Source organism: Mesorhizobium sp. WSM4832 (assembly GCF_055811115.1).
Window position 1 is genome coordinate 375789 of the sequence record NZ_JBVVQH010000001.1, and the last position, 15477, is coordinate 391265.

Genomic DNA, 15477 nt, shown 5'->3' on the forward strand with positions numbered 1-15477 from the left:
AGGCCAGAGGGGGGCGCCTCGCGCCTGCTCACGCGGTTGCGCTCCGGATCGCCGGATAAAGCGCGCGATAGCGCTGATAGGCATCCGCGAAGGCGCCGCCAAACGCAGTATCCGGCTCGACCGTCGCATCGGTAGGCGGCGCGGTGCACACCGCAAGCGGGTCGGCGCCCGTCGCGGCGATCAGCCCAAGCCGCGCAGCCCCGAAGGCAGCGCCGAAATCGCCGTCGGCGGGGATATCGACCGGAACCTGTAGCGCGGTGGCGATCGCCTTCAGCCAATAGCGGGAGCGCGAGCCGCCGCCGATCGCGGTCACTCGCGTCAGCGTCGTGCCGGCCTTCTTCAGCGCTTCGAGGCTGTCGCGGAAGGCGAAGGCGACACCTTCGAGCACGGCCTGTGTCAGCACGGCCCGGCCCGATTCATGCGCCAGCCCGGTGAAGGAGCCGCGGATGGCGGAATCATTGTGCGGCGTGCGCTCGCCCGAGAGATAGGGCAGGAAGGTGACGCCCGTCGGCGCCTTCAGCGTATCGCCGAGCTCGGCGGTCAGGTCGCCGGCGCTCTTTCCGGTGATCTCGGACAACCAGTTGAGCGAATCGGTGGCCGACAGGATGACGCCCATCTGGTGCCAGGTGTCGGGCAGCGCATGGCAGAATGTGTGCACCGCGCTTTCCGGGTTGGGCAGGTAGGACGCGTTCGCCGCAAACAGCACGCCGGACGTGCCGAGCGACACGAAGGCGTGGCCAGCGCCGACCGTGCCCATGCCGCAGGCCGAGGCCGCATTGTCGCCGGCGCCGCCGGCAATCGGAATGCCCGCCGCGATACCCCATTTCGATGCGAGCTCGCCGCGCAGGGCGCCGGCCTTGGCCGTGCCTTCGGTAAGCGCCGGCATGTGCTTCTCGTCGAGCGATGTCGCCGCCAGCAATTCAGGCGCCCAGCGACGCTTGCCGACATCGAGCCAGGATGTGCCGGCAGAATCCGACATTTCCGAAATATGCTCGCCGGTCAGCCAGAGCCGCAGATAATCCTTCGGCAGGAGCACCTTGGCGACGGCGGCGAAGATCTTGGCTTCGTGTTCCTTCACCCAGGCGAGCTTCGGCGCGGTGAAGCCCGGGAAAACGATATTGCCCGTGAGCTTGCGGAAGCGCGGATCGGCATCGAGCGCCGCCGCTTCGACATGACTGCGCGTGTCGTTCCACAGGATGCAGGGACGCAGAACCTTGTCCGAGGCATCGAGCAGGGTGGCGCCATGCATCTGGCCGGAAAGGCCGATGCCCCTGACCGCCGCAAGCTCCCTCGGATGCGAAGCCTTGAGTTCGGAAATCGCCGTCTCGCAGGCCTCTATCCAATGCGCCGGATCCTGCTCGGACCAGCCGGGATGCGGCCGCGAGACGTCGAGCGAACCATGGCCGGAGCCGATGACCTTTTGGCCGTCATCGATCAGCAGCGCCTTGACGCCTGAGGTGCCCAGGTCGAGGCCGAGAAACATGATTTCCTCCCATTGCCATTAATTTTTTCGGATCTCGAAAAAATCTGGCTCGCCAGTTTTTAAGACAAGATCCGCTTCGGGTCAATTCTCAGACAAATTGGATGCGCGACGCGAGAACAGCGCCGATAGCGGACTGTCGGGCCGGGCCATCTGCCGTTCGGCGGCCAACGCCCGCGCCAGCGCCGTATCGCCGGCGCGCAACGCCGCCTCGATCAGCGTCAGGTCGATCACGTCGCGCTGCGCATGGCTGCCGCCAAAACGGTGGGCAATCGAGCGGATCGGCCGGATCAGGCGCACCGCCTCGTCGTAGTTTCTCTCGCCGAAGGCCTTGATCGCAAGCGTCAGCGGATGGCCGACATCGCGTGTGAAGGCGGCGTTGTCGTCATCACCGCGCATGGCTTCACGCTGCGCCTCGATCAGCGTCCTGGCCGGCGCCTCCAGCCCGGCGCCGACAAAGGCCATCATCGCATGCGCATCGTTGAAGGCATAATTGCCGGCGGCGGCTTTCGGGGTCCAGTTGGCGGCAAGTGCCGCCCAGCGGTCGCCGACATCGACGCCGCCGAGATTGAGGCGCCACAGGATCGCAGAAGCGTCGACCATGTTCAGGGCCAATGTCGAGCGCGATCCGTAGATAGGCCCGTCATAGAGCTCGAGCACCTCGCCGCTTTCGCCGAGATCGTAATGGAACAGCGCCAGATGCCACCAATTGTGGACCTGCAGGAAGCTCTCCTTCGTCCACGCTTCCGGGTTGGCGCGCATCCAGGCGATGCCGTCTCTTTGCCGGCTTTGCATTTCCATGACATGCGCTACCGCATGCTGCGCCCAGCCGTCGCGCGGTTCGATCTCAATGGCTTGCCGGCCGAAGGATTCGGCGCGCGCATAATCGCCCATTTCCTCCAGTCCGAAGGCCTGCATGCCAAGAATGGCGTGATAGCCCGGCATGTCCTTGTGCCACGACGGCAGCGCCCGGCCGATGCGGTCGCGCAGCATGCGCGCGTTGCCGGTGAAGAAATCGATCTGATGCCCGGCCTGCAGCGCCAACGCATCGCGCGGATTGTCGATCGCGATATCCTCGAGGATGCGGGCGGCTTCATGCCATCGCCCTGCGGCGAGATGGCCAAGTGCGGCGACATGCGCCTCTTCGCGCGGGGTGGCGGCAAGCGGCAGCGCCGCCTGGTGGCTTGACCGGGCAACAGCCGTTGCGTCCCGCTCGGTGGCGAGGCCGAACAGATAGCCCTTGAAGACATGCGCCATGACGAAGGCCGGGTCATCGGCAATGGCTCGGTCGATCGATCCGACCGGATCGCCGATGAAGCATTGCAGCTCACGGGTGGCGCGGACGTAGGACGAGAACCCGGCTTCGGTCGCCCCGGAATAGGTGAGGCCAAACGCATCCTTCAATGCCATTGGATGTCCCTCGATGATCGCAATTCGGCCATTCCGGGGCCGATCCTAAAGCATCGGCGCCGGGCGTGCCAACGGCCGCCTGGATCAATCAATACTCGGGGCTATCCGGCAGGCGCCGCAGTTTATCAACCATACGGTGCAGAATAGGCTTTGAAAAACGAAACGAATTATGACTTTATTGCGGCAGGGGTGGACGGGCTTAAATCGCGAATTGCGAGGACGCGATGAAGCACTCTGAAAACTGCCTTCCGAGACTGTCCTCGGAAGGTATAGTTATATCAGCAACTCCTGATCGACATAGAAGAGGTTTGGATCATCCTTGGGTGATTGGCCTTTTCACCTCGACCGCACTCACATTTCTGCCTGGCGCGCCAGCCTTCGCGGCATGCATATTTGCCCCTACGGCCGGCAACGACACCTTCGTTTGCGACAGTGGCGATTCGGGCGGCAGCCTTACCGATACCGGAGGCGACAATACGCTGACCTTTCCGGCCGGCGGCTCAGGCCAGATCAGCGGCAACGTCACTTTCGGTGCCGGCGTCGACCGTGTCGACATGCAGTCGGGCACGGTCACGGGCAATGTCCAGCAGGGCGCGGGCATCGACGATTTCAACATGAGCGCCGGCCAGATCGGCTCGCTCAACCAGGGCGATGGGCTCGACACCTTCACCATGAGCGGCGGCCGCATCGTCGATTTCTTCGACGACGGCGACCGCGCCGTGATGACCGGCGGCCGCATCGGCCGCGTCAACATGAAGCTCGACAAGAACTTCTTCAACATGTCCGGCGGCACCATCGACCGTAATCTCGTCACCGGCTTCGACCAGGACACGATCATCCTCTCCGGCGGCATCATCGGCGGCAACATCAGCGTCAGCGGCGGCGCCGATAGTGTCACGATCACCGGCGGCACCGTCGGCGACGACGTGCTGATGAGCGTTGGGTCCGATAGCTTCGTCTGGGACGGCGGCGGCATCATCTACGGCAGCGTCGATCTTGGCGCCGACAACGACACTGCCAAGCTCAGCAACCTCACCAAGGCCAATCTCGGCGGCGCCGACGCATTGAATGGCGGTCTCGGCGCTGACACGCTGACATTCGACAATGTCGACTTGGATGGCATTGCCAGAGTCCAGAATTGGGAAACCATCAACGCCACCAACGACACCGAGTTGACGCTGGACGGCAACCTCTTGCTCGGCGACAGCGGCACAGGCACCGGCTCGCTCAATGTCGATCAGGCAAGCACGCTTTACGGCGGCGGTTTCAACGCGTCGATCCAGGCCTTCACGTCCGGCCAACTGGCCAATGTGATCAATGCCGGCCGCATCGACCTGACCAATGGCGGCACCGGTGCCACTGACCGGTTGACCATCAACGGCAACTACACCGGGCTCGGCGGCCTGCTGCTGATCCAGACCGAGCTTGGCGACGATTCCTCCGCTTCCGATCGGCTCGTCCTGTCCGGCGGCACAGCCTCCGGCTCGACCGGTATCGCAGTGGTCAATGCCGGTGGCGCCGGCGCCGAGACGACGGCCGACGGCATCATGGTCGTCCAGGCGATCAACGGCGCCACGTCCGGCGCCAGCGCCTTTGCGCTCGACGCGCCGGTCGCCGCCGGCGCCTTCGAATACTATCTGTTCAAGGGCGGCGTCAGCGCCGGCAGCGCGGAGAACTGGTATCTGCGCTCGACGCTGATAACGCCGACATCGCCTGCGGCGGCCCCGCCGGAAGCCGAGCCGTCGCCGGCACTGGAGCCTGTGCCTCCTGAAACCGAGCCGCCGCCGCCGCCGTCGCAATTGCCGCCGGTGCCGGTGCCGACGGAGGGCGACATCAACAACCCGCCGGTCGATCCGACGCCGCCGGTGCAAGCCGGCGATGACGCGCCCGAAGCGCCTCCTGCACCGGTGGAAGCGCCTCCCGCCGACCCGCCGCCGCCGCCGCCGCCGGTGCCGACCGCCGTGCCGGACCTGCCGACGCCGGCGCCCGGCCAGCAGATCCTGCTCTACCGCGTCGAGGTGCCGGTCTATTCGGCCGTGCCGCCGGTGGCCGACCACCTGACGATGGCGACGCTCGGCACCTTCCATGAACGGCGCGGCGAGCAGAGCCTGTTGTCGTCGGACACCGATTTGCAGCCCGTCTGGGGCCGCATCTTCGGCCAGGACGCCAAGATGGACTGGTCGGGGACAGTCTCGCCATCCTTCGACGGCACGTTGTTCGGCCTCCAGGCCGGCTTCGATCTTGTCGGCCGCGAGACCGCCTCGGGCTCGGTCGACCGCGCCGGCCTGTTCCTTGCCTATGGCAGCATGAATGGCGACGTGCGCGGCCAGGCGCTGGGACAGGACGACCTCGCGGTCGGCAGCCTTGACGTCACCGGCACCAGCGTCGGCGGCTACTGGACCCGCATCGGCAAGGCCGGCTGGTACCTGGACGGCGTGCTGATGGCGACGTTCTTCGGCGGCTCGGCCACGTCGTCGCGAGATATCGGCATCGATGTCGGCGGAACCGGGGTCACCGCTTCGCTTGAAGGCGGCTATCCGGTCGCGCTCGCCCAGGGTTGGACGTTGGAGCCGCAGGCGCAACTGGTCTGGCAGCATCTGTCGCTTGACGATGCCAAGGACCGGTTCTCCTCGGTGTCGTTCGATTCCGACGACAATGTCACCGGCAGGATCGGACTGAGGCTGCAAGGCGAGACGGTGCTCAATGGCATGGCGTTGCAGCCATATCTCAAAGCCAACCTCTGGCACGATTTCGGCGGCACCGACCGCGTCGATTTCGAAGGCACCGACATATCGACCGAGAGCAGGTCCACCTCCTTCGAATTCGGTGGCGGCGTGGTCGCCAAGGTGACGGACAAGGTCAGCGTCTTCGCCACCGGCGACTACACGACCAACCTCGGCGGCGACAAACGCCGCGTGCTGGAGGGCAATCTGGGGCTCAGTGTCAAATGGTGATCGTCCTTCTTCCCGTTCACGGGGAGAAGGTGGCGGCAGCCGGATGAGGGGCAGCGCAAACGCCCGGCAAAAGAGCGGTTAGCACCAGCTGCCTGCTCCTGACCTCAATTCCCCGACCGTACCGCCACCGTGGCGATGCCGGCACCGACCAGCAATGTCCCGCCGGTGCGGTTGAAGATGCGGATCGCCTTCGGGTTGCGCACGATCGCGCGGGCCCTGGAGGCGACCAGCGCGTAGCCGAAGGCGTTGAGGAAGGCCAAAGTCAGGAAGGTCGTCTCGAAGATCAGCATCTGCGTCCAGAAATCCGCGTGCCGGTCGAGGAACTGCGGCAGGAAGGCGACGAAGAAGGTGATGCTCTTCGGGTTGAGCGCCGTCACCAGCCAGGCATGCGCCATCATCCTGGCTGCCGGCACCGCGTCGGTGCGCGGCTCCGCCTTCAGCGCGCCGCCGGCGCGGAACAGCTTTATGCCGAGATAGATCAGGTAGCCGGCGCCGATAACCTTGAGCACCGTGAACACCGTCGCCGAAGCCGCGAGCAGCGCACCGATGCCGAGCATCGACAGCGTCATGGCGGTGAAGTCGCCGAGCGCAACGCCCACCGCCATCGGCAGCGCAGTGCGCCAGCCTTGTCCCAGAGCATAGGAGACGACCAGCAGGATCGTCGGACCCGGAATGACGAGAAGAATGGAAGAAGCGGCGGCAAAGGCAGCCCAGTTTTCGAAGGACATTTCCTACTCCTTGAGCGCAAAGAAAAGGATAAATCCTGGGGCCGCCGGGAATGTAAAGAGCCCTTTGAAAGAATCTTCAACGCCAGGGCCGGTGCCGGCGGATCAGCCGGCACAAGGATCCGTCAGGGTTAAGCCGGACCCCGGCGCTTTCACGCTTTTTCAACCATGAATGGCGAAAATGCCTGCGATCCGGCCGGACCGTGCTTCCCGCCGGCAGCGTAGGGTTGGTGTATGCGCGAGTTGCCGCAAAGTCTGACGCCGTCTTCCAACGGCGCCGCAATCGATACCGAAATTCAGCTTTCCCGCCGCGCCGTGCTTTCCGGCGCTGGCGCCATGGCGCTGCTCGGCCTCGCCGGCTGCAGCACCACCGACACGCTCGACCTGCCGCAAATGCAGCTCGACAATACCGTCACCGGTTCCGTGCCGCCCATGCGCCCGGCGATCGGCGTCGACAAGAACATCACCGGCCCGGACATCATGTACGCCTCGCTCACCGATGGCGGTTTCCAGGTGCCGGAGGTGCCCTGGCAGAAGGTCAAGCCGCAGTTCCGCCGCCAGATCGTCGTCGACAAGACCGGCGAGGCGCCCGGCACCATCGTCGTCCATCTGCAGGAGCGCATGCTCTATCTGGTCCAGCCGGGCGGCGACGCCATCCGCTACGGCGTCGGCATCGGCAAGGACGGCTTCCGCTGGTCGGGCCGCGCCAATATCCAGTACGGCCGCGAATGGCCGGTGTGGACGCCGCCGCCGGAGATGATCCAGCGCAAGCCGGAACTGGTGAAATGGCAGGGTGGCCAGCCTGGCGGCCTCACCAATCCGCTCGGCGCCCGGGCGCTCTACATCTACCAGGACGGCAAGGACACCGGTTACCGCATCCACGGCTCGCCCGAATGGTGGAGCATCGGCCAGGCGATGTCGTCGGGCTGCGTGCGCCTGATCAACCAGGACATCATCGACCTCTACAGCCGCGTTTCCAAGAAGAACCCGGTCGTCGTCGTCTGATCTTTTCCGCCAGCCCATTCCCCCGTTGCGCGATGCCGCAAGACAGGCGAAGGTGCCCTGAAAACCTTCGCCTGGAGCCGGATGATTTCAGGTCCATTCGGACCTGGAATCTGGATCCGTCTCTACATCAAAGAAGTAGAGCATGATGTCGTCCGAAAACCGCTTCACACTTTTCGGCATCATGCTCTAGGGAGAGAAAAGCATGGCTGGAACCTTCGTCATTGCGCAGGGCGGCGGCCCGACCGCCGTCATCAACCAGACCGTCGTCGGCGCCACGCTGGAAATCCGCAAGCGTCACCCCGGCGCCAAGGTGCTGGGCTCGATCCACGGCGTGCGCGGCATCCGCGACGGCAACTATGTCGATCTCTCCGCCATCCCCGAGGACCGGCTGCGGCTGATCGCCGGCACGCCGAGCGCCGCGCTCGGCTCGACCCGCGACAAGCCGGACGCCGCCTATTGCGAAGTCATCCTCAACGGCCTGAAAAAGGCCGGCGCCGACGCCTTCATCTATATCGGCGGCAACGATACCTCGGGCACCCAGCAGATCCTGACCGATGCCGCGGGCGGCTCGATCGCCTTCGTGCACGCGCCGAAAACCATCGACAACGACCTCGAGGAGAACGACCATACGCCGGGCTTCATCTCGGCGGCCGAATTCGTCGCCGGCGCCTTCCTGTCCGTCGATCTCGATTTCCGCGCGCTGCCCGGCATCTATGTCGGCATCGTCATGGGCCGGCATGCCGGCTTCCTGACCGCCGCGGCCGCAGCCTGGCAGCTCGATTCCGACAGCGGTCCGCATTTGGTCTATGTGCCGGAGCGCGCCTTCTCGGCCAAGCGCTTCATCGACGACGTGCGCGAAACGCTCGACCGCCACAAGCGCTGCATCGTCGCCGTCTCGGAAGGCGTCAGCACCGCCGACGGCAAGGCGCTGGTCGAGAGCCTGGTTCCGCCGGAAAAGCTCGAGCGCGACCAGCATGGCAACGTCAAATTGTCGGGCAGCGACCTGCCGGCGGCGCTTGAACGGGCTTTGGCCGAAGGCCTGCCGGGCAAGCGCGCGCGGGTCGACGCGCTTGGCTATATGCCGCGCGGCTATGTCGGTGCGATCAGCGCCGTCGACGCCAGGGAAGCCTTCGATGCCGGCGCCTTCGCGGTCGCCGTCGCCGACGAAGGCGGCGGCTCGGTCGCGATCCAATACGATGGCTCGAAGACCGTGCTGAAGAAGGTGCCGCTGAAGGCCGTGGCCGGCAAGACGCGCCACATGCCCGACGATTTCATGAAGCCGGACGTCAACCAGCTTTCGGAAGCCGGCATGGCTTACCTCAAGCGGCTGGTGCCGGAAAAATACAAGATCGGCAAGCCGTTCGTCTGATGGGCGAGCTTGTGGTGGGCGACTGGTTCGGCAAGGCTATCGTCGATGCCGGCACGACGATGCTGACCGAACCCTTCGTGCATGATTTCGTGCGCGCCAATATATGGCATCTCAGGGGCCGCGATGCCGACCTTCTGGTCGATACCGGCATGGGCATCTGCCCGCTGGCGCAGGAGATCGACACGCCGGCCGGCAAGCCGCTCATCGTCGTCGCCACCCACATCCATCTCGACCATGTCGGCTCGCTGCACGAATTCCCGTTGCGCATGGGACCCAGGATGAGCGCGGCGCAATTCGACAGCATGGACGATGCCGTCACCTATGCCTACATGTTCCATAATCTCGATGGCGCCGTGTCCAAATTGCCGGCGCCCGGATGGAAGCCGGCCGATTATCGGATTTCGCCTGCGCCGCTGACACGCGCGCTCGACGAGGGTGACATCGTCGATCTCGGCGACCGAAAATTCCGCGTGCTGCATCTGCCCGGACATTCGCCGGATTCGATCGCGCTTTTCGATGAGGCCGACGGCTTATTCCTCGCTGGCGACGCCATCTATGACGGCATGCTGATCGACGATCTGCCGGATTCGGACCGTGCTGCCTATTGCCGCACCATGCAGCGCCTGCTCGACCTGCCGATCCGCATCGGCCATGGCGGCCACGGCCCGAGCTTCGACGGCGCGAGGATGCGCGAGATCGCGTCCGCCTACCTGCGCCGGAGGGAGCGGTTTGTAAGCGTTCTCTGAATTAAATCTTCGTAAGGTCGACCCAAAACCCTAAATCGGGCCATTCCCCGCCCTAAATGCTTCATTGTCGATCCGGCCGGCTGCCATGTTCGGCGAGACAGGCAATCCGGCCGCCGACACGCCGACGGGCGATTCGTTCGAAAATGCCCGCGGCGCTGGATCAACTCTCGCCCGGACAGAAACGACCATGTCACCATCAAGCATACTTCGCAGACATCGCGTCGCGGCCCTGCTGGGCGCTGCGCTGATCATCACCCCGGTCGTCATCTCCTTTGCGCAAAATGGAGGCAACAGCGGCTTGAGCACCGTGGCCGCGACGACCCAGACCCCGGTCGCCGGCACAAAGGCACCCAACGGCTCGTTCGCGCCGATTGTTGCCACCACCAAGCCGGCCGTCGTGACCGTCACCACGGTCGCCAATGCCCAGCCCGATGCCATGGGACAGGCCTCGCCTCCTGACGGCGGTGACGGCAATTCACCCTTCGACGAATATTTCCGCCAGTTCTTCGGCGATCAGGGCATGCCTGTGCCCAAGGCGCCGCCGCAGCAGTCGCAGCGTGCCGAGGCCCTGGGCTCCGGCTTTATCGTCGGCTCGGACGGCACCATCGTCACCAACAACCACGTCGTCGACGGCGCGACATCGATCAAGGTGACGCTCGACGACGGCACCGAGCTTCCCGCCAGGCTCGTCGGCCACGACGGCAAGAACGATCTGGCGGTGCTCAAGATCAAGGCGAGCAAGCCGCTGCCGACCGTCAAATGGGGCGATTCCGACAAGCTCATGCCGGGCGACCAGATACTGGCGTTCGGCAACCCGTTCGGCATCGGCGCCACGGTCACCGCCGGCATCGTCTCGGCGCGCGGCCGCGACCTGCACAGCGGGCCGTTCGACGATTTCATCCAGATCGACGCGCCGATCAACCGCGGCAACTCCGGCGGACCGCTGGTCGACGTCAACGGCAATGTCATCGGCATCGACACCGCCATCTTCTCGCCCAATGGCGGCAGCGTCGGCGTCGGTTTCGCCATCCCGTCGAACCAGGCTGAGAAGGTGGTCGCCAAGCTGATGAAGGGCGGCAACATCGAATACGGTTATCTCGGTGTGCAGATCCAGCCCGTCACACCGGATGTCGCCAGCGCAATGGGCCTCGATCACCCGGGCGGCGCGCTTGTCGCCGCGGTCACCGACGGGTCGCCAGCGGCCAAGGCGGGCATCGAGACCGGTGATGTGATCACCGGCTTCGGCGGTCAGGAGATCAAGGATCCGAAGGACCTGTCGCGCGCCGTGGCCGATGTCGCGCCCGGCGCCAAGGAGACGGTCAATGTCTGGCGCAAGGGCAAGGCGCTCCAGATCGCGGCCGATGTCGGGCGCAACACCGAGGATCAACAGACCGCTTCCACTGGCGAACCGGGCAAGCCGTCTGCCGGACAGGGCGTGCCGTCGCTCGGCCTTGGCCTGACCGACCTTACGCCCGACATCCGCGACCAGCTCAACCTTTCCCAGAACCAGCGCGGCGCGGTGGTCGAGCGGGTCAATCCGGACAAGGCGGCTTCGGCTGCCGGCATCCAGCCCGGCGATGTCATCGTCGGTGTCGACCAGACGCCGGTAAGGACGGCCAGGCAGGCCAACCAGGCGATCGCCGAGGCCGGTAAGTCCGGCAAGAAGTCGGTGCTCTTGCTTATCGATCGCGGCGACGCGCAGATCTTCGTCGCCGTGCCCTTCGCCGCAGGCTGAGCAACGCTTCGGGCGGAGCCCGCCGGCGTCTCCGGTGGGCTTTGCCTGCAGATTTCTGTTGCCCCCCGAGGCGTATTCGAGAACACTCCCCGCGGTCGGCCAAACCCGGCGCAAGGCCAAATCCAACGCAAGGCCAAATCCAACGCAAGGCCAAATCTGGCGTAAGGGATGTCTCGATGGTCACCCGCGGCTTCTTTTCCGGACGGCGTCCTCCTTCCGACACCGACACGCGCATCCCGCCGGGCCAATATCTGGAGCAGGGTTTCCCGGTTCTCTCGGCGGGGCCGACGCCGCGCCTGCGCCCCGAGGATTGGTCCTTCACGCTCAAGCAGGGGCCAAAGCCGCTCAAGAAATGGAACTGGGCCGAATTCAACGCCTTGCCGCAAAGCAAGATGACCCGCGACATCCATTGCGTCACGGCCTGGACCAAGTTCAACACGCCTTGGCAAGGCGTGATGATCGACGACATCCTTGCCGACGCCGGCATCGAACCGCCGACCGCCTACACGCTGGCGCTGTCCTTCGACGGCTATTCCACCAATGTGCCGACCAGGGACCTCGTTTCCGGCAAGGCGATGGTGGCGCTGCTCTATGAGGGCAAGCCGATCACGCCCGATCATGGCGGACCGGCACGGCTGTTGGTGCCGCACCTCTATTTCTGGAAATCGGCCAAATGGGTGAACGGGCTGCAGTTCACCGAGCGCGACGAGCCGGGATTCTGGGAGCTGCGCGGCTATCACATCTATGGCGACCCGTGGCGCGAGCAGCGCTATTCGAGCGATCCCTGAGGAGCGGCCCCGTGAGTGGCAAACCGTGAGTGGCGAACCATGAGCGCCGGGCCGTCGCCGCAATCGCCCTGGCAGGCAGCCAAGATCACCCGCATCGAAAAGCGCACCCCGCGCGTCACCAGCTTCTGGTTCCAGCCGTCGCGGCCCTTCACCCATCTGGCGGGGCAGCATGTCGACATCAGGCTGACGGCGCCGGACGGCTATCAGGCGCGTCGCTCCTACTCCATTGCTTCTGCGCCGGAAGCCGGTGCGGGCATCGAGCTCGCGATCGAGCGCCTCGACGACGGCGAGGTTTCGCCCTTCTTCCACGACGTGGCGGCGGTCGGCGACGAGATCGAGCTGCGCGGACCGCTGGGCGGCCATTTCATCTGGGAGGAGAGCGACGGCGGGCCGATCCTTCTGGTCGGCGGCGGATCGGGAGTCGTGCCGCTGATGGCGATGGTGCGTCATCGCACGCTGCGCAACAAGGCGGTGCCCGTTGCGCTAGTGTTCTCGGCGCGGGTCTGGGACGAAGTGATCTTCCGCGACGAACTGATCGGCCTCGACGATCGCCGCGATGGGTTCGATCTGGTGCTGACGCTGACCCGCGAACAGGCGAGGCGGCCGTCCGACTATTCCCGGCGCGTCGACCCCCGGATGATGGTGCAGGCCATCGAGCGGCTGCCGAAGGCGCCGAGGCTTGCCTATGTCTGCGGCTCGAACGCGTTCGTCTCGGCCGCTGCCGAGTCGCTGATCGGTGCCGGCGTTCCGGCAGGGATTATCCGCACCGAGCGTTATGGCGTTTGAACGCCGATTTAAGGCAAGTCGGCGCCATTTCGACCTTTTTGGGATTGATTCGCGGTTCAGGCCTCAATTTCCAGCGCCGACAATGGCTTCGAGCAGCAGGCCAGGATGAAGCCGTCCTCGATCTCGTGGTCGAGGATGCCGCCATTGTGATCCATCGCGACCTCGCCCGCAGCCTTCCTGACCTTGCAGGTTCCGCAAAGGCCGAATTCGCAAGCTGCCGGGATCCTGACACCGGCGGCGCGTGCCGTCTGCAGCACGGTCTGTCCGGCAACGCATTCGGCGTCGACGCCGGAAAGCGAGAAGCGGACGGGCGTCGCCGCGTCGACAGAGACATGTGCGCCATCCGCCGGTGCGAAGGGTGCCGCAATTTCCTCGACAAGCGGCGCGGCGAAGCTCTCCTGATGGTAGCGGCTCATGTCGAAGCCTGAAGCGTCCAGCATCTGGCGCACGGCGCGCATGAAAGGATCGGGACCGCAGCAGAAGATCTCGCGCTCGCGGAAATCGGGCGCCAGCAGCGGCAGCCGGATGGCGTCGATGCGGCCCATATGGCCGAACCAGCCTTCGCGGCTCGACCGCTCCTCGATCATGAAGCCGAGCGAGAGGCCGGGCATGCGGGTGCCGAGCAATTCGAGCTCCCTGCGGAAGATGATCTCCTCGGGCCGCCGCGCGCAATTGACGAAGCCGACATCGGTCCACGGCGCGCAGTCGTTCAGCCAACGCAGCATCGACATCATCGGCGTGACGCCCGAACCGGCCGAAATGAACAGATACTTTGCCGCCGGGTGGCTGTGCAGCGAGAAATCGCCCGCGGGCCCGTAGGCTTTGACGAGCGCCCCCGGCTTCAAATTGTCGAACATCCAGCGTGTGCCGATGCTGCCGCTCTGCGCCTTTACCGTCACCGCGAGCGAGAATGGCCGCGACGGCGACGACGACAGCGTATAGGTGCGCATCAGCGGCCCGTTGGCGGTCGGCAATTCCAGCGTGATGAACTGGCCCGGTCTGTAGCGGAACCAGGTCTGGTTGTCGGAGCGGAAGGCAAAGGTCTTCACGTCGGGCGCCTCGTCGCTGACGCCGATCACCTCCAGCACCTGCAGCCGGTCGTTCCAGGGCGTCATCTCGTCGAGATGGCGGTAGAGGCCGAGTTCGGTCATGGCGTTCATCTCCCAGCCCTCAGGCGACGCTGCGCAGCGTCGGCCGGTCCCGCTCGCCAAGGCGCGGTCCTATGAAGGACGCGTACCAGTCGACGAACTGGATGACGCCGCCCTCGTGCAGCTCCGAATAGGGACCGGGTTCGTAGGCCGGTGACAGGATGCCGAAGGCGTTCTCCTCGACGATGCGGCGGTCCTGGTCGTTGGTCTCGGTCCAGACATGGGTGAGCTCGGCGAGGTCATAGTCGACGCCCTCGACCGCGTCCTTGTGCACCAGCCATTTGGTCGTCACGGCGGTTTCGGTGGCGCTGATCGGCAGCACGCGGAAGGTGACCGCGTGGTCGATGAGGATGTGGTTCCACGTCGTCGGGTAATGGTAGTGCATCAACGTGCCGATACGGTCGGCGCTGACATTGGCCGAGAGATCCTTACGGACCGCGCGCTTGCCGTTCATCGTATAGCTCACCGCATCGCGCAGCAGCGGCGCGCGGGTGGCGCGATACTGGCCAGCCGGATCGATGCGGAAGCGGCTGGGCAGGCCCGCCGCCTCGCATTTCGCCCAATGCGCCTGCATTTCCGGGTCGCTTTCGGCACCGTGCACGCCGGTCACCGTGGGTGCTTCCGGGAAAGTCTTGCAGAGTTCGGGATGATTGCCGGCGCAGTGATAGCACTCGCGGTTGTTCTCCCAGACCAGCTTCCAGTTGCCCTTCTCGATGATGGTCGACTCGAAAGCGATCTTCGCCTCGCTGAGGCGGTGCGGCAGAAGATACGGCTCGATCATGGCGCGCATCGGCGCGAAGCCGGCCGGCTCGCCGGCGAGGCAAATGAAAATGTAGCCGCCGACGCTTTCGCAGGCGACCGGCTTCAGTCCGAACCGGCTCTTGTCGAACCCCTCGGCCATCTGGCGAGCAAAAAGCAGCCGGCCGTCGAGCTCGTAAGTCCACTGATGGTAGGGGCAGACCAGCTTGGCGGCCATGCCCTTGTCGGTGTTGCACACCCGGCTGCCACGATGCCGGCAGGAATTGTGGAAGGCGTTGATCTTGCCCTGCTGGTCGCGCACCAGAACCACCGGATAATCGCCGATCTGCACGGTGACGAAGCTGCCCGGCTTAGGCAGCTCGCAGTCATGGCCAATGAACAGCCAGTCGCGGTACCAGATGAGCTCCATGTCGAGCTTGAAGAAGCCAGGGTCTGTATAGAAGGGCTGCTCCAGCGAGTAGCCCGGCTTGCGGCTCTGCAGGAGCCTCAGCATGTCGTTGCGCGCGTCCATGTCCTGTCCTCATGTCAAGGACTGAACTGGTGGAGATGGAGAAGAACGGCTGCCGCCGACT

The 15477-nt window shown here is 65.1% G+C and carries 12 protein-coding genes; 7 read left to right on the forward strand and 5 right to left on the reverse strand.

Features of this window, described 5'->3' with window-relative positions:
- Window positions 1–28: 28 nt before the first annotated feature.
- Window positions 29–1483 carry a xylulokinase gene (gene xylB, locus AC0L2L_RS01805; RefSeq protein WP_473575779.1) on the reverse strand — a complete coding sequence of 485 codons (1455 nt, stop codon included), beginning with the start codon at window positions 1481–1483 and terminating at the stop codon, window positions 29–31.
- An 81-nt stretch (window positions 1484–1564) separates the two neighbouring features.
- Window positions 1565–2890, reverse strand: a complete 1326-nt coding sequence (locus tag AC0L2L_RS01810; protein WP_473575781.1) for a tetratricopeptide repeat protein — start codon at window positions 2888–2890, stop codon at window positions 1565–1567.
- 323 nt (window positions 2891–3213) lie between these two features.
- On the opposite strand from AC0L2L_RS01810, the gene AC0L2L_RS01815 reads away from it, so the two are divergent.
- The gene (locus tag AC0L2L_RS01815; RefSeq protein ID WP_473575782.1) at window positions 3214–5844 is read left to right on the forward strand and encodes an autotransporter family protein; all 2631 of its coding nucleotides are present in this window, start codon (window positions 3214–3216) and stop codon (window positions 5842–5844) included.
- Between the two features lie 104 nt (window positions 5845–5948).
- Here AC0L2L_RS01815 and AC0L2L_RS01820 read toward each other — a convergent pair whose 3' ends face one another.
- Window positions 5949–6572 (reverse strand): LysE family translocator, encoded by a 624-nt coding sequence (locus tag AC0L2L_RS01820; protein ID WP_473575784.1) that lies wholly within the window; start codon window positions 6570–6572, stop codon window positions 5949–5951.
- Between the two features lie 333 nt (window positions 6573–6905).
- On the opposite strand from AC0L2L_RS01820, the gene AC0L2L_RS01825 reads away from it, so the two are divergent.
- From AC0L2L_RS01825 to AC0L2L_RS01850, 6 genes are all read left to right on the forward strand, one after another.
- Window positions 6906–7574: a L,D-transpeptidase gene (locus AC0L2L_RS01825; protein ID WP_473576085.1), complete on the forward strand. Its 669-nt coding sequence runs from the start codon at window positions 6906–6908 to the stop codon at window positions 7572–7574.
- A gap of 202 nt (window positions 7575–7776) precedes the next feature.
- Window positions 7777–8943: a diphosphate--fructose-6-phosphate 1-phosphotransferase gene (locus AC0L2L_RS01830; protein ID WP_473575786.1), complete on the forward strand. Its 1167-nt coding sequence runs from the start codon at window positions 7777–7779 to the stop codon at window positions 8941–8943.
- On the forward strand, window positions 8943–9689 hold the full coding sequence (locus AC0L2L_RS01835) for an MBL fold metallo-hydrolase (RefSeq protein ID WP_473575787.1): 747 nt from the start codon (window positions 8943–8945) through the stop codon (window positions 9687–9689). The genes AC0L2L_RS01830 and AC0L2L_RS01835 overlap by 1 nt, the downstream gene beginning before the upstream one ends.
- A 187-nt stretch (window positions 9690–9876) precedes the next feature.
- The gene (locus AC0L2L_RS01840; protein WP_473575789.1) at window positions 9877–11424 is read left to right on the forward strand and encodes a DegQ family serine endoprotease; all 1548 of its coding nucleotides are present in this window, start codon (window positions 9877–9879) and stop codon (window positions 11422–11424) included.
- 176 nt (window positions 11425–11600) lie between these two features.
- Window positions 11601–12212 carry a molybdopterin-dependent oxidoreductase gene (locus AC0L2L_RS01845; RefSeq protein WP_473575791.1) on the forward strand — a complete coding sequence of 204 codons (612 nt, stop codon included), beginning with the start codon at window positions 11601–11603 and terminating at the stop codon, window positions 12210–12212.
- A gap of 39 nt (window positions 12213–12251) precedes the next feature.
- Window positions 12252–12998, forward strand: coding sequence for a ferredoxin reductase (locus tag AC0L2L_RS01850; protein WP_473576086.1), 747 nt, complete (start codon window positions 12252–12254; stop codon window positions 12996–12998).
- Window positions 12999–13054: 56 nt separating this feature from the next.
- Here AC0L2L_RS01850 and AC0L2L_RS01855 read toward each other — a convergent pair whose 3' ends face one another.
- Both AC0L2L_RS01855 and AC0L2L_RS01860 read right to left on the reverse strand, forming a co-directional pair.
- Window positions 13055–14149 carry an FAD-binding oxidoreductase gene (locus tag AC0L2L_RS01855; RefSeq protein ID WP_473575793.1) on the reverse strand — a complete coding sequence of 365 codons (1095 nt, stop codon included), beginning with the start codon at window positions 14147–14149 and terminating at the stop codon, window positions 13055–13057.
- A 19-nt stretch (window positions 14150–14168) separates the two neighbouring features.
- Window positions 14169–15416, reverse strand: a complete 1248-nt coding sequence (locus AC0L2L_RS01860; RefSeq protein ID WP_473575795.1) for an aromatic ring-hydroxylating oxygenase subunit alpha — start codon at window positions 15414–15416, stop codon at window positions 14169–14171.
- Window positions 15417–15477 lie beyond the last annotated feature (61 nt).

Excerpts from the sequence above, each read along its gene's own strand:
- AC0L2L_RS01860 (WP_473575795.1), bottom strand. The coding sequence starts at position 15,416 with ATGGACGCGCGCAACGACATGCTGAGGCTCCTGCAGAGCCGCAAGCCG.
- AC0L2L_RS01825 (WP_473576085.1), top strand. The coding sequence starts at position 6,906 with ATGGCGCTGCTCGGCCTCGCCGGCTGCAGCACCACCGACACGCTCGAC.
- AC0L2L_RS01810 (WP_473575781.1), bottom strand. The coding sequence starts at position 2,890 with ATGGCATTGAAGGATGCGTTTGGCCTCACCTATTCCGGGGCGACCGAA.
- AC0L2L_RS01835 (WP_473575787.1), top strand. The coding sequence starts at position 8,943 with ATGGGCGAGCTTGTGGTGGGCGACTGGTTCGGCAAGGCTATCGTCGAT.
- AC0L2L_RS01840 (WP_473575789.1), top strand. The coding sequence starts at position 9,877 with ATGTCACCATCAAGCATACTTCGCAGACATCGCGTCGCGGCCCTGCTG.
- AC0L2L_RS01850 (WP_473576086.1), top strand. The coding sequence starts at position 12,252 with ATGAGCGCCGGGCCGTCGCCGCAATCGCCCTGGCAGGCAGCCAAGATC.
- AC0L2L_RS01830 (WP_473575786.1), top strand. The coding sequence starts at position 7,777 with ATGGCTGGAACCTTCGTCATTGCGCAGGGCGGCGGCCCGACCGCCGTC.
- AC0L2L_RS01820 (WP_473575784.1), bottom strand. The coding sequence starts at position 6,572 with ATGTCCTTCGAAAACTGGGCTGCCTTTGCCGCCGCTTCTTCCATTCTT.
- AC0L2L_RS01855 (WP_473575793.1), bottom strand. The coding sequence starts at position 14,149 with ATGACCGAACTCGGCCTCTACCGCCATCTCGACGAGATGACGCCCTGG.
- AC0L2L_RS01845 (WP_473575791.1), top strand. The coding sequence starts at position 11,601 with ATGGTCACCCGCGGCTTCTTTTCCGGACGGCGTCCTCCTTCCGACACC.
- xylB (WP_473575779.1), bottom strand. The coding sequence starts at position 1,483 with ATGTTTCTCGGCCTCGACCTGGGCACCTCAGGCGTCAAGGCGCTGCTG.